Here is a 12,754-nt window from a genome sequence, read left to right as displayed (position 1 = left end):
ATTTGTAGAGCAGACATCCTGAATTCTAAAAAACAGGAATATAGTACCATATATTCGAGATCGTATTCCGTAAGTCTCAGAATCACATAACAATTGTCCTATTCACATTTGGATTGACTTAATTATTGTATACGTCATATACTGTTTATATAATATACAATAATTAAGATGGGAAAGGAGCCAACTTGATGAATGCAATCGAAGTGGACCGTTTGTACAAAAGCTTTGGCAATCAGACGATACTCAATGGCGTAGATTTGGTTGTCCCTGCAGGCACGGTATTTGCGCTGCTTGGCCCCAATGGCGCAGGTAAAACAACCCTCATTCGCATCCTCTCCACACTGACTGCGCCGGATGCAGGAACCGTACGGGTCGCTGGATACGATGTGGTCGCCGAGAAAAACGAGGTCAAGCGCTCGATCAGTCTCACCGGACAATTCACTGCCGTCGATGAGGTGCTGACCGGAGAGGAAAATTTGGTGATGATGGGCCGTCTCTCCGGGCTTTCCGCGAGAGCAGCCCGTTTGCGGGCGATGGAGCTCTTGGAACAGTTCGACTTGACGGCTGCGGCCCGTAAACGGGTAAAAACCTACTCCGGCGGTATACGTCGCCGCCTGGATCTGGCCATCAGCCTCATCGTAAGCCGCCCGGTCCTGTTCCTCGACGAACCTACGACAGGACTGGATACGCAAAGCCGCCGCGTGTTATGGGATGGTATCACGGAATTGGCCCAGCAAGGCCATACCATATTTTTGACAACGCAATATTTAGAAGAAGCCGATCAGTTAGCTGATACGGTGGCCGTTCTCAAGGACGGACACATTGTGGCGACCGGCACCGCGGAAGAACTGAAGGGGCAAGTTCACAGTGATCGGGTTGAAATTAGAGATGTCGAAGACCAACTGGTCTCCCGGGTGCCGACCGATGGGACTGTTGAGGATCTGCTTAGAATATTAAGCACATTGCACGCACAGGTGCCGTCGAATGCGAGAGTTACGATTCAACGCCCAACGATGGATGATGTGTATATTGCCCTGACTTCCGGTGAGAAGGAGGTATCGGCATGATCAAAGCCCAACTTTCCGCACGACAGCCCTCGGTATGGACCACCAATGCGGTATTTGTCGGCCGCGGTATTCGCCACAGTCTAAGAGATGTGGACACCATGGTCATGGCGATCCTGCTGCCAGTAATGTTGATGCTGCTGTTCACCTATGTTTTTGGCGGGGCCCTGGACCCTACCGGCAATTATGTCGATTATGTGGTCCCCGGAATTATCCTCCTTTGCGCCGGGTTTGGTGCCTCAGGGACCGCAGTGAAAGTTGCAGAGGACGTTACCAACGGGGTGATCGACCGCTTCCGGACGATGCCGATTCAAAGCCTGGGCGTAATTACCGGCCATGTCGCCGCCAGCCTCATTCGGAACCTCGTCGCCACGGCAATCGTCATCGGTGTAGCCTTACTGGTCGGCTTCCGCCCATCCGCTAGCTTTGGAGCGTGGCTCGGAGCGGCCGGCGTGATTATTTTATTTATTCTGGCGATCACCTGGTTGTTTGCTGCGATTGGGCTGGTTGCCGGCAGCGCTTCTGCTGCCAGCGGGTATGGATTCATTTTGCTGTTCCTGCCTTACTTGTCCAGCGCCTTCGTCCCAACTCAATCCATGCCGAAGTGGCTTCAAGGCTTCGCCACCCATCAACCCATCACGCCGGCCAATGAAACAATCCGCGCATTGCTGACCGGCGGGCCAATCGAAAACCATGCTCTGTGGGCAGTTACATGGTGCCTGTTTCTCATCGCCGGAGCCTTCATCTGGTGTCGAGTCGTGTTTCATCACCGTTCAGTACAACGCTAACAACTAAGTCATAAAAAAACAGGGAATCGAATCGCTTCGATTACCCTGTTTTTGCGTGTTACACCTGTCCCTTTGGCTTTGGAGCGAGGTTCAAATAATGCTCCACTCCATCTAGAATCCGTTCCAGCCCAAATTCGATGTCGTTGCCAATGTCGCTCTCGGCTTCATTTTCGCTGGTGTATTCCCCCGACATCACAAGCGGATGCAGATACGGAAAACGCTCCGGGGTCACGAGTTCCTTCAACGCCGCACTGTAGCTGAATCCGCTGAACTCGTCCAGACTGGTGCCTGAACTTAAGGCCCGGTCCATGTCCCGTTGCAAAATTCCACATGCCCGCGCATAGCTGCTTAGCAGCAAGATGATCGACATTTTCGCGTAACCGCTGATCGGAAACTTCTGCATTCCTTGCAAAGCCCAATCCACAATCCGCAAGCTGTTAGGGGTAATCGGAGCACCGTAAATCGGAAGGTCAGCAAACCAAGGATGGTCCTTATAGACCTGTACCGTACTCCAAACGAATGTGCGCATCATCCCCCGCCAGTCGTCCGGATCCGGGGACTCTGGAAGAGAAATGTCACAAACCGCCTCCTGCATTAACAACAGCAAATCGTCTTTGCTTGGGATATACCGATACAACGACATAGCCGTATACCCTAATGCCCCGGCAACCCGACTCATGGACACGGCAGCGAGTCCGTCTTTATCCGCAAGCGCCACCGCTGTATTAACAATCTCCGGAATGCTAAGCTCCCGTTTCGGCCCGCGTGTGGGTTCCGGAATTAATCCCCACGTTAAGGCTACCCCGTGTGGAAGACCTTTGGTATAGGTTCGCTCGTCCGCTTTATTTTCTTTTCTGTTCATGTCTAACGTCTCCTATATCTGCGAGAAGTTCATGGCCTAAACCGCTTATCCTATAAGCAATATACCATAAACTCCAGAGCATCAGCCATGAACACGTACGTTAAACCTCGGCTTCCATTCGTCCGGGCGCGGTTAACGAGAACTCATCCTGCGTTTGGAAACTTAATTGTCCGACGCCAGCCACAGTAAGTTCAACGGGGTAGAAACGTGCCGGGATACCATTGGAGAAAAACCACTCCCGCTGCTCCCTCACCACGATCAACAGCCCGTGTTCGTCGCCAATCGGAGTAAACGCAGGATCGTCCTCCTGAAAGTTCGTAAGCCCCGCCGCATTCAGCCGATGAACGAGCGGGAGGACCTCGGAGGTCACGATGCCGATTTCACTGACGCCCATAATATCTTCAATCGAGAAGTCATGGCTAAGCTCACTGGGCAAATTGTGCCGGGCGATTAATTCCAAGATATTGCCGGACGGATCTTTAAAGTACACCGCATGGGCATTCCAAGCAGTGAAAAACACTTCGTCCTTCCCCTGTTCTTCGATCAGCGGGACCCGCGCAGCCAACCACTGCTTCGCTTCCGCGAACTTATTTTCCGGTATATTCAGTGCAAAATGATAATATGGAGATTCATTCACCTCAGCGGAACGGAACGTAACCAGCGTCGCGCCCGCCTGAATCGTGAAATGCTCCAGACCGTGCTCAACTAAGGCGAACCCCAGCGTTTCGGTATAGAAGACTTCCGTCTCCTGAAGCTGCCCAGACCATAACGTCATGTGCGTAAATTTCATGTCCCTCATCCCCTTTTTTCGGTTGGGCGATGAACATCGCTTCTGCCGCTTACCGCATTAAGCCAAGTTCTCCAGGTATTCGCGGACTTGTCCCGGCGTCTTGGCAAATTTGCTGTGCAGATGGGCGATCTTCTCCCCATTTTTATACACGAGCAAGCTTGGAATCCCCCGCACCTCGTTAGCCTCAGCCAGCGGCTGGAATTCCTCTGCATCCATCGCGTAGAACTCTTTGTCCGGATGCTCCTGAATGATATCCCCGATAAACCGATCAAGGTTCTTGCAATCCGGGCACCAGGTCGTATCAAACTTGATCACCGTATATTGGTCTCTTTGAATTAATTGCTCGAATTGCGATTCCGATTGGACACGTTCCATCCGGATCCACTCCTTTAATTGTTGTTTTGATAGTTTAATTTTGAAGATTTGTTTACATTGATTATAGCGCATCCATGTAAAGAAGCCAGTATCTTCATCAAGGTTTCATCTTCGCGGATCCATGGTACAATCTTTGGTAAAAATAACGCGAAAGGACCTAAGCTGCATCATGCTCCTCGCCATCCTCTTGTTTATTGTCGCCGGACTCGCCGAAATCGGCGGCGGTTATTTAGTTTGGCTGTGGTTGCGCGAATCCAAACCGCTAGGGTACGGAATCGTCGGCAGCCTAATTTTGATCGTATACGGCCTGATCCCGACACTGCAGAAATTTCCGAACTTTGGCCGTGTGTATGCAGCGTATGGCGGCGTATTTATTGCGCTCGCAGTGTTATGGGGCTGGTGGGTGGACAAGAAAACACCCGACCTCTACGATTGGCTTGGCGCCGCAGTTTGTCTGATCGGCGTCTCCATTATCCTCTGGGCACCACGACATTAGAAAGGACATCCCGGATATGAATGTATCTTCCATTTCGGCAGCCATCGCGCCGCTTGATTTAAGAAGCTGTTTAATTCACACTCAAGGCAAGCTGGTGCTTGAACATTATCGCAACGATCAAATTGCGGACGAGCTCGCCAAAATTAATTCTTGTACAAAAAGCTTCCTCTCCGCCTTGCTCTGCATCGCCTGGGATCAGGGGCTCCTGCCTTCTCCCGACACACCGATTCGCCGCTTCTTTCCACAGCTGGAGAAAGATCCGGATGAGCGAAAACGTGAGATTACATTGCGTCATCTGCTCACGATGACGGCTGGGTGGAATTGGACGGAGTTTGGCGGACATAACTCGTTCCCACGTATGACCCGGTCGCCCAATTGGGTTCAGTTTGCGCTGGAGCAGCCGATGGCTGACCGCCCCGGGGACCGGATGGAATACAACTCCGGAGCGTCTCAGCTGTTATCGGCGATCCTTGTCCAAGTCACCGGCATCCCGGTGGCGCAATTTGCCGAGGAGCATCTGTTTGGCCCGCTGGGCATTGAGACGTATCGTTGGCAGCAGGACCCGCAGGGCATTCATACCGGTGGATTTGGCATGTGGCTTCGTCCGCAGGACATGTTGAAATTTGGTTTGCTTTACTTGCAGGGCGGCAAATGGGAAGGCCAGCAGGTGATCCAGGCAGAACTTGTGGCGGAATCCGTAAAGCCTGCGATCGATGTCGAATCCCCTTGGCGCGGCTGTTATGCTTGGCATTGGTGGGTGGACGTTTATGGAGAGGACGGGCATCCGAGATTTGATTTTTTCTATGCTCGTGGATACGGTGGGCAGTTCATATATGTCATTCCTAGCTTGGAGACGGTGGTTGTGCTGACCCAAGATCAACGGAAGCAGACACGTCCGCCAACAGAGATGTTCCGCTTATGTATTGCACCTTATTTAGTGTAAAAAAAGAACCGGTATTGCACGAAGACCATGGGCTTGGAACTCGATGGGCTTGCATGGATTCCGATTCAAGAAGAAGGCTGGCAATGGGAGCTCGGCCTGAAATGGCGAAAAGACCGTTACGTCTCACCGGCGGCTAGACGGTTTATCGAATACGTCAAAAGTCTGAGCGAGGAGAAGCAAAACTAGTGACATGAACAAGCCCATTCCACCATTGGAATGGGCTTGTTTTTCGATTAGACGCGGGTCAAGATGCCATCTGCACGCTAACTTATTATCCTTTCAACGATCCTGCCAATGCACCAGCAATAAAGTATCGCTGCAAGAACACAAAAATCACGATCATCGGAAGCGCCGCAACAACAACTCCAGTCATTAACAACGGATAATGGGTGACATACTCGCCTTTAAATTGAAGCAAAGCTAACGGCAAGGTCAGCTTATCTTTTTCCACAAGCAGCAGCATCGGGAATAACAGATCATTCCAAACGATCACAAATAAAAAGGCTGCAGTGGTTGCTAAGTAAGGAGCACATAACGGCACAACGATTTGCGTAAACAGCCTGAGTTCACTTGCACCGTCAATCTCCCCCGCTTCCATTAATTCTTTGGGCAATGTATTCACAAAACCCGACAGGATAAAGACGCTTAGCGGCAGCAAGATCGTCAAGCTGACCATAATCAGCCCGAAGTGGCTATTCGTCAGCGACCACTCCCGAAGCAACGCATAGATCGGGATCATATTCACCTGCGACGGAATCATCAAACCGATGGCGAACAGCGCAAATAATAGCTTCCCGACTTTGCTCTTTCCATACCTCATGATCGCATACGCCATACTGCTTGCCAGCAGCAATTCTGCCGCTACCGTAACGAAAGTAATCAACGTGCTATTCCAAAAATAACGCCACATCATTTGCTTGGCAAACAAGCTGCGCACATTATCCAAGGAGAATTGGTCCGGCCACGAAAGCGGGTTGGCATAAAACTCGGGATTCGTTTTTAAGGTCGTGATCACCACGATCAATAGAGGAGCCAGAATGACTCCAGCAAAACCAACAAGCATCACTTTTCCAACGATACGGAGCATTCTATCCCCCCTTAATAACTAACGCGATCTGTGCGCAGCAGCTTAAATTGGACAAAAGTAATCACTGCGACCAGGATCATAAAGTAGACCGAAGCCGTAGCCGCTTTACCAAACGTGTAGTTAAGAAAGGCAGAGCTATAAATATACGTAGATAAAATCTCCGTGGAGTAGTTAGGCCCTCCACCGGTCATCGTAAACACGAGATCAAACGCCTTAAAGGATTGGATTGTCGTATAGGACACCACCAAAGCTGCCGCCGGGGCAAGCAACGGCCAAATGATGCGAAAAAACAATCGAATCTGAGACGCTCCATCCAAAATGGCAGCTTCCTTCAATTCCTTAGGGATCGATAAAAGCCCGGCGATAAATAATACCGCCATCTGCCCAATATGAGCCCACGCTTGCACCGCAGCGATCGAAAAGATCGCGATTTTCGGATCGCCAAGCCAGTTTTGAGCCACGCCTCCTAACCCGATATTTTGCAACATTAAATTGACAGCACCCAAATTGGAATCATAAATAAATGTCCAAATAAACCCTACGGATACCGATGACAATATCGTCGGCAAGAAAAATAACGCGCGCAAGAAAACATTCCACTTAGTTGTTTTGTAAATCTGCAACGCTAAGAGCAAGGAGACAACGGTTTGCACAAGAACCACGGTCAACATAAACTTCACATTATTGCCCATAGCTTTGCGAAAGATGATATCTTCACTGACCTTCTGGTAGTTTTGCAAGCCGACAAACTGATAGGACGGTGATAAGCCGTCCCAATTCGTTAAAGAATAGTAGAGTGCGGAGATCGTCGGGTATAAAAACAACACCGCATATAAAGACAACCCAGGTAAAACAAACGGAAGCAATCGCAGATGTTTTCTCATGCTACTCCCCGATCTGCTGTTCCACGATCGCTTGCGCATCCGCCGCGGCTTTTTCCGCTGATTCCCCGCTTAGTACCGCCTGGATGGAATTGGTAACTGCCTTTTGAACTTCGGCGTTGGAGATCGTAAACCGCGGCTGGAAGCGGGTCCGCTTCTTCGTCCATTCGCTCACGATTTGGAGTTCTTCCGAAGTGTATTCCACATCTTTGACGGTGACGTTCTGACCTGTACCATTCGCATATTCCCCGGCGATATCTGGACGACTCAAAAATTCAATAAACAGCTTCGCTTCTTCAGGGTGCTTCGATTTACTATTGACCGCCAGCATAAATGTGGTGGTATGAATCCCTTCATAAACCGCCTGATCCGCAGATACGGTAATCGGGGCTAACAGACCTTGCTTTAGATTAGGGTTGCTCGCTTTATTCGAGGCAAGATGGTAAGAGCCGGTTGCCAGAATCGCGGCCTGCTCCTGCACGAACAAAGCGATGGAAGAATCCTGTTTCGCGCCGACGGCGTCCTTCTGAAAATACCCTCGATCATTCAGTTCCTTAAATTGCGACAAAGTGGTCACCCACCATCCATCAGTGAGCTTCGCTTCCCCGGCCTCCAACTTCACAAAAATCTCCTCATCCGGCGCATTATTCATCACCATGGAGTTCATGAGTTGCCCAGGCCCAATGTCCGCTCCTGGAAAAGCAATCGGCGTTAGGCCAGCCTGCTTAAACACCTCCATAGCTTCCAAGAAGCTGTTCCAATCCCGGGGAATATCCACGTGATACTTCTCAAACAGCGAAATATTGTAAACCGGAATATTATAGACCAACTGATACGGTAACGCATATTGTTTCCCATCCAATTGTCCAGCAGCGATTAAGTTCGGCTCGAAATGGTCCAGCCAGCTTTCAGTAGACAGATCCGTAAAGAGCCCTGCCTTGGCGATCGCTTGAAACTGCGCTCCTGGAAATACGGTGAATACATCCCCGACGGAGCCGTCGGCGATTTTAGCTTGAGCGGTCGATTGATATTGATCCGACGGGAACACCTGAGTCTCAACCTGGATGTTCGGATTTTCTTGTTCAAACTTGTCTATGATGCGGTCCAGCACTTCCACATCTTCGCCGCGCCAATGAATAAAGCTCAGTTTCACCTTCTCTTGTTGATCTCCGCCGCTGTTGGCATGACTTGACTGAGTCGTGTTTTGACTGCTCTGGCTACTGTCGCTGCCGCATGCCGATACGAGCAGCACCAGCGTAAGAATGATGATGTATCCGCTCCATTTTCTCATATCCGATCCTCCTAATCCTGCTTAACCAAGCCGCGCTCAGCCATTTTTTGCTTTAATACCGGCATCAGTAAGCGCCCTGAAATCTCCGCTTCCTCCAAATGAGGATAACCGGACAAAATAAACGAAGTCACACCAAGATCCACGAACTCAAATATCCGGTCTGCAATCTGCTCCGCTGTACCAACAAAAGCGACGGCACCGCCTCCGCGGATCGCTGACAATCCCGCCCACATATTTGGCGCAATCACATAATCGTCCTGAATCGATTGATAATACAGATCCATTTGCCGGTTTTGACCTACGGCATCGGTTTTCGCATGCAGCTTTTCTCTGGACTGAATGAGCTCTGGATCGGCTTTGCTTATTAGCTTCCAGGCCGCAGCCCAGGCTTCTTCCTCTGTTTCTCGGACAACTACTTGAGCACGCATGCCATACCTTAATGTGCGTTTGATCCCCTGCTCTCTCTCAAGTTCTTGCAGATAGTCTTTCATTTCTTCGATTTGCGATCGAATCCATTGAAGGGGCTCAGCCCACATTAAATATACATCCGCGGTCAAAGCTGCCGTCTTCTTGCCGGCAACCGAGCTTCCTCCAAAATAGATGGGAGGATGAGGCTGCTGCAAGACAGGGGGCTGACAGGAGCCGCCTTCAATAAGATAATGCTTGCCCTCAAAGTTAAACCCTCCATCCTTCGCATCCCCTGCTTCCCATACCCCCTTGACTACCTTCACAAATTCCAGTGTCCGTTCGTACCGTGCATCATGCTGGTCATACAACGGATCGCCGCAAGCCTTCAAGTCCTGTGGATAATGACCGGTCACAACGTTGAACATCGTTCTACCGCCGGTCATTTGGTCCAATGTGGCTGCATTGCGGGCTGCAAGAACTGGTGTGATTAGGCCTGGACGCAAGGCAACTAAACTCTTAAGCTTCGAAGTATGAGCAGCGATCCAGCTCCCAACGACAAAACCATCCCAGCAATCGCCCCCGGTTGGGATCAGGACAAACTCATAGCCCGCATGTTCCGCTGCCTTGGCAATCTCTGTCAGATACTCCGGAGAAGCCGGCCGTTGCGGAGGAATCCCTACATATTCGCCATCTCCGGTGGTAGGCAGGAACCATCCGAATTCCACATGCTGCTGTTCTGACATGACTTCGCCTCCATGTGAAAAATAAATAATTATTTTCCTATGTTTTTACTAGGTTTAATATGATATAAGTTAGAGTACACAAAGTTGTCACAAGTGTCTATGTCCTTTTGTTGCAGATTGATTTGTCTCTTTGTGGGGGAGTACCAGGCTTAAGGGGAGTGAGTGCAGTGGAATTGGTAAAGGGGATTCAACTTGAACATTGGAACGAACATGAGCATGAGTGGCTGGCGATTTATCCGCTTCAGCCCACCGATTTCGAGAAGCAGCATGGGATTTGGCCACTTCGCATCGGGGCGAATCTCGCCAAGCCTCACTATCACATCGGACCACGTGTTACCCATAATTATTATTTGTTGTGCGTATTGGAAGGAACGGGCACTTTTATCCAACAGAAGAAGCAGTATCACCTTCAGCCTAATGATATCTTCTGCCTGTTTCCTCAAGTGATACATGAATATTATTGCGATCCTCAGCAACCCATCAAGAAGCTGATCTTGGCCTTTGACGGTAAACAAGCGCTGGCGACATTGGCGCGGCTAGGGCTGACACCGGAGCATCCGCATATGCCCAATCGCGTGGTGGATCGAACCATTTCGGCTTTTCTCAACTTAATTCATCAACACCAGCAGGCGCTCGCGCGCCTGCACGGGATGTATGCCATCTTTCAATCGTTGGAACTACCAACCCCGCTGGTTCTGCAGCAAGATCTAACTCTGGACTGGCTTGATAAAGGAAAGCAGCTCATCGAGCACCATTTTTCGGAACTAATTACCATTGAGGAGATCGCCACTTCGGTTGGCATCGAGCGAACGCATTTTTCCAAAATGTTTCGCAAGACCTATGGCACTTCTCCCGTTAATTACCTGCTCCAACTCAGAATGCAGGAGGCTCAGCTGCTCTTGCAGCATACCAATTACACTATTGCCGAAATCGCTAGAGCTGTAGGTTACCAAGACATTTCTTCCTTCTCAAAAGCGTTTAAGAAGCGATTAGGGATATCTCCAATCGAATATCGTATGAATGGGAAAAAGGAGCAAACGAGCTAATTCTCTTACTCACGAATCAGCGGCGCGAACTTCCCCTTGACCTGGGCCGCCAGCTGATAAGGCGTCAGCTCCATCTGCAAACCAATCCGACCTGCCGATACAAGCATCGTTTCCAGTTGTTCGGCCGTTCTGTCGATAAAGGTGGGGAACTGCTTCTTCATACCGATCGGAGAGCAGCCGCCGCGGACATAGCCCGTGTATTGCTGCAAATCCTTTAGCGGCAGCATCTCGATCTTTTTGACCCCGGCGGCCTTGGCTGCCTTCTTCAGGTCCAGCTCCTCCGCAACCGGAACAATAAATACAAATAACGATGAGCCTTGGCGGGCTACCAACGTTTTGTAAACTTGTTCGACGGGCTTGCCGATCTTCTCCGCCACCGCGGTTCCATGAATTTGTCCGTCCTCGGCATCGTATGCAAAGATGTGATATGGGGTTTTCGATTTGTCCAGCATACGCATGGCATTGGTTTTGACTTCGGCCATGGTTTCCACTCCTCTAATCTTCCTGGGTCCTGTATTCAATTATCGTAGCATTTTTGCAGGAAGCAGGACAGGCCGGAAACGGATGAAGTTGTTTTTTCCTATGCCGTTACGGGCGGCTTCGGTTCAGAAGAAAAAGGATCGTTTATATCCCGCAAGGCATCCGCCTTTCCTCGGTTTAGGTTCAATCTCATCACGACAGCGATCCCTAAGCCAAAAAACAGCAGCAACGACAAGATCCCCAGGCGCGAATTGCCAGTGATTTGTCCAATGAGCCCAAAAGCAAACGGCCCAAAGATCGAGGAAAACTTGCTCGTAATGTTAACGAAGCCAAAAAATTCGCCCGTCCGGTTCGGCGGCATCAGTTCGCTAAGAATCGTGCGGGAAATCGATTGACTTCCCCCTTGCACAAGCCCCACCATAACAGCGAGTATGTAAAAATGCAGCGCGCTGCTCATGCCAAAGCCCAAGAGAACAATCACCACATAGGTCCACAGCGTGCCGATCAACACACGTTTGGAGCCGAGACGTGTTGCCGCTTTGCCGAGCAGGATCGTACTAGGGAATCCAACGAACTGCGTAATTAATAGAGCCAAAATCAAATCGCTGGTACCGATCCCCAAGGTCGTGCCGTAGATCGTGGCCATCAGGATGATCGTATTAATCCCATCATTGTAAAACCAGAAGGCCGCGATCATCCGAAATAGCTGCGGATAACGGCGAATATCCTTGAATGTACCGCGAAGCCGCTTAGAAGCAGCACGTACGTATCCTCCAGCCGTAAGACCGGTTGCTTGCTTCGGAAGGTTAGAGACGTTCCGCATTAACGGCAGTGAGAAGACGAGCCACCAAAGCCCCACGGTCAAGAAAGAAAGCTGGGTGCCCGCAAGCTCATCCCTCATCCCAAACCAGTGCGGCTGTTGGATCATCAGCAGGTTGACCGCCAGCAGGATCCCGCCGCCGATGTACCCGGCTGCATATCCTTTGGCTGAGACATCATCGCGTTTTGGCGATGGTACCAAGTCCGGCAGTAACGCATCATAAAAGGTGAGGCTCCCCGAGAATCCAACGGTCGTCACGACAAGCAAAGCCGAAGCGAGCAGCCAGTCCCCTGGGCCAACGAGCGCGAACCCCAACGTACCTACGATACCAAGCAGCGCAAACCAGGTCAGAAACGTTGTTTTGCGGCCAGATATATCCGCAATAGATCCCAGCAATGGAGAGATCACCGCCACCAACGCCATGCCGATGGAATGCGTATAGGCCAAATAGGAAGCCGCAGTCGTTTCACTTAACCCTTGCGCAGCCACCCCGGCATAAAAGATGGGCAGCACGGCAGCCAACACCGTTGTCGAATACGCGGAATTGGCCCAATCATACAGAATCCAAGCACGGATTGCCGATTTTTTCATTTGGGGCTTCCCCTTTCACTACCAAATGGTTAGATTATAATCAAATACGTTAACAGCGTGTATCATCATGGTTTGCGCTCAATTAAATC

The 12,754-nt window shown here is 50.4% G+C and carries 15 protein-coding genes; 6 read left to right on the top strand and 9 right to left on the bottom strand.

Features of this window, described 5'->3' with window-relative positions:
* Positions 1 to 188 precede the first annotated feature (188 nt).
* Positions 189 to 1,067: an ATP-binding cassette domain-containing protein gene (locus tag PBA01S_RS05390; RefSeq protein ID WP_127575504.1), complete on the top strand. Its 879-nt coding sequence runs from the start codon at positions 189 to 191 to the stop codon at positions 1,065 to 1,067.
* A complete protein-coding gene (locus tag PBA01S_RS05385) occupies positions 1,064 to 1,852 on the top strand; it encodes an ABC transporter permease (protein WP_016311958.1) in 789 nt (262 codons plus the stop codon). The genes PBA01S_RS05390 and PBA01S_RS05385 overlap by 4 nt, the downstream gene beginning before the upstream one ends.
* 58 nt (positions 1,853 to 1,910) lie before the next feature.
* Here the strand turns inward: PBA01S_RS05385 and PBA01S_RS05380 are convergent, their stop codons facing one another.
* The 3 genes from PBA01S_RS05380 to PBA01S_RS05370 form a co-directional block, all read right to left on the bottom strand.
* Positions 1,911 to 2,714: a TetR/AcrR family transcriptional regulator gene (locus PBA01S_RS05380; RefSeq protein WP_016311957.1), complete on the bottom strand. Its 804-nt coding sequence runs from the start codon at positions 2,712 to 2,714 to the stop codon at positions 1,911 to 1,913.
* A gap of 100 nt (positions 2,715 to 2,814) precedes the next feature.
* A complete protein-coding gene (locus PBA01S_RS05375) occupies positions 2,815 to 3,504 on the bottom strand; it encodes a VOC family protein (protein WP_016311956.1) in 690 nt (229 codons plus the stop codon).
* Positions 3,505 to 3,561: 57 nt separating this feature from the next.
* Entirely contained in the window at positions 3,562 to 3,879 is a 318-nt protein-coding gene (locus tag PBA01S_RS05370; RefSeq protein WP_016311955.1) for a thioredoxin family protein, read from the bottom strand.
* Between the two features lie 169 nt (positions 3,880 to 4,048).
* Between PBA01S_RS05370 and PBA01S_RS05365 the strand changes: the two genes are divergently transcribed.
* Genes PBA01S_RS05365 through PBA01S_RS05355 form a run of 3 tightly spaced genes read left to right on the top strand, consistent with a single transcriptional unit; the run spans position 4,049 to position 5,504 of the window.
* Entirely contained in the window at positions 4,049 to 4,375 is a 327-nt protein-coding gene (locus PBA01S_RS05365) for a YnfA family protein (protein WP_085278250.1), read from the top strand.
* Between the two features lie 16 nt (positions 4,376 to 4,391).
* Positions 4,392 to 5,318 carry a serine hydrolase domain-containing protein gene (locus tag PBA01S_RS05360; protein WP_127575502.1) on the top strand — a complete coding sequence of 309 codons (927 nt, stop codon included), beginning with the start codon at positions 4,392 to 4,394 and terminating at the stop codon, positions 5,316 to 5,318.
* 33 nt (positions 5,319 to 5,351) lie between these two features.
* Complete coding sequence (locus PBA01S_RS05355) at positions 5,352 to 5,504, top strand: LysR substrate-binding domain-containing protein (RefSeq protein WP_164744090.1); 153 nt, start codon at positions 5,352 to 5,354, stop codon at positions 5,502 to 5,504.
* 85 nt (positions 5,505 to 5,589) lie between these two features.
* Here PBA01S_RS05355 and PBA01S_RS05350 read toward each other — a convergent pair whose 3' ends face one another.
* The 4 genes from PBA01S_RS05350 to PBA01S_RS05335 are packed head-to-tail and all read right to left on the bottom strand — an operon-like array spanning position 5,590 to position 9,728.
* A complete protein-coding gene (locus tag PBA01S_RS05350; RefSeq protein WP_016311952.1) occupies positions 5,590 to 6,405 on the bottom strand; it encodes a carbohydrate ABC transporter permease in 816 nt (271 codons plus the stop codon).
* An 11-nt stretch (positions 6,406 to 6,416) separates the two neighbouring features.
* Entirely contained in the window at positions 6,417 to 7,289 is an 873-nt protein-coding gene (locus PBA01S_RS05345) for a carbohydrate ABC transporter permease (protein WP_127575500.1), read from the bottom strand.
* Position 7,290: 1 nt separating this feature from the next.
* Positions 7,291 to 8,577: an ABC transporter substrate-binding protein gene (locus PBA01S_RS05340; RefSeq protein ID WP_127575499.1), complete on the bottom strand. Its 1,287-nt coding sequence runs from the start codon at positions 8,575 to 8,577 to the stop codon at positions 7,291 to 7,293.
* Positions 8,578 to 8,588: 11 nt separating this feature from the next.
* A complete protein-coding gene (locus PBA01S_RS05335; protein WP_127575498.1) occupies positions 8,589 to 9,728 on the bottom strand; it encodes an LLM class flavin-dependent oxidoreductase in 1,140 nt (379 codons plus the stop codon).
* Between the two features lie 167 nt (positions 9,729 to 9,895).
* Between PBA01S_RS05335 and PBA01S_RS05330 the strand changes: the two genes are divergently transcribed.
* Positions 9,896 to 10,774, top strand: coding sequence for a helix-turn-helix transcriptional regulator (locus PBA01S_RS05330; RefSeq protein WP_016311948.1), 879 nt, complete (start codon positions 9,896 to 9,898; stop codon positions 10,772 to 10,774).
* 5 nt (positions 10,775 to 10,779) lie between these two features.
* On the opposite strand, the gene ybaK is transcribed toward PBA01S_RS05330, so the two are convergent.
* Both ybaK and PBA01S_RS05320 read right to left on the bottom strand, forming a co-directional pair.
* Entirely contained in the window at positions 10,780 to 11,256 is a 477-nt protein-coding gene (gene ybaK, locus PBA01S_RS05325) for a Cys-tRNA(Pro) deacylase (protein ID WP_127575497.1), read from the bottom strand.
* Between the two features lie 98 nt (positions 11,257 to 11,354).
* On the bottom strand, positions 11,355 to 12,665 hold the full coding sequence (locus PBA01S_RS05320) for an MFS transporter (protein WP_127575496.1): 1,311 nt from the start codon (positions 12,663 to 12,665) through the stop codon (positions 11,355 to 11,357).
* Positions 12,666 to 12,754: the final 89 nt, after the last annotated feature.

The organism is Paenibacillus barengoltzii NBRC 101215, assembly GCF_004000745.1.
Lineage (GTDB): Bacteria > Bacillota > Bacilli > Paenibacillales > Paenibacillaceae > Fontibacillus > Fontibacillus barengoltzii.
Note: the sequence above shows the minus strand (reverse complement) of the source record. Positions and strands in the feature narration are given on the sequence as shown.

Bases quoted from the DNA above. Each gene is read 5' to 3' on its own strand.
- PBA01S_RS05380 (WP_016311957.1), bottom strand. From the start codon at position 2,714: ATGAACAGAAAAGAAAATAAAGCGGACGAGCGAACCTATACCAAAGGT.
- ybaK (WP_127575497.1), bottom strand. From the start codon at position 11,256: ATGGCCGAAGTCAAAACCAATGCCATGCGTATGCTGGACAAATCGAAA.
- PBA01S_RS05320 (WP_127575496.1), bottom strand. From the start codon at position 12,665: ATGAAAAAATCGGCAATCCGTGCTTGGATTCTGTATGATTGGGCCAAT.
- PBA01S_RS05365 (WP_085278250.1), top strand. From the start codon at position 4,049: ATGCTCCTCGCCATCCTCTTGTTTATTGTCGCCGGACTCGCCGAAATC.
- PBA01S_RS05335 (WP_127575498.1), bottom strand. From the start codon at position 9,728: ATGTCAGAACAGCAGCATGTGGAATTCGGATGGTTCCTGCCTACCACC.
- PBA01S_RS05375 (WP_016311956.1), bottom strand. From the start codon at position 3,504: ATGAAATTTACGCACATGACGTTATGGTCTGGGCAGCTTCAGGAGACG.
- PBA01S_RS05370 (WP_016311955.1), bottom strand. From the start codon at position 3,879: ATGGAACGTGTCCAATCGGAATCGCAATTCGAGCAATTAATTCAAAGA.
- PBA01S_RS05345 (WP_127575500.1), bottom strand. From the start codon at position 7,289: ATGAGAAAACATCTGCGATTGCTTCCGTTTGTTTTACCTGGGTTGTCT.
- PBA01S_RS05350 (WP_016311952.1), bottom strand. From the start codon at position 6,405: ATGCTCCGTATCGTTGGAAAAGTGATGCTTGTTGGTTTTGCTGGAGTC.
- PBA01S_RS05340 (WP_127575499.1), bottom strand. From the start codon at position 8,577: ATGAGAAAATGGAGCGGATACATCATCATTCTTACGCTGGTGCTGCTC.
- PBA01S_RS05360 (WP_127575502.1), top strand. From the start codon at position 4,392: ATGAATGTATCTTCCATTTCGGCAGCCATCGCGCCGCTTGATTTAAGA.
- PBA01S_RS05390 (WP_127575504.1), top strand. From the start codon at position 189: ATGAATGCAATCGAAGTGGACCGTTTGTACAAAAGCTTTGGCAATCAG.
- PBA01S_RS05385 (WP_016311958.1), top strand. From the start codon at position 1,064: ATGATCAAAGCCCAACTTTCCGCACGACAGCCCTCGGTATGGACCACC.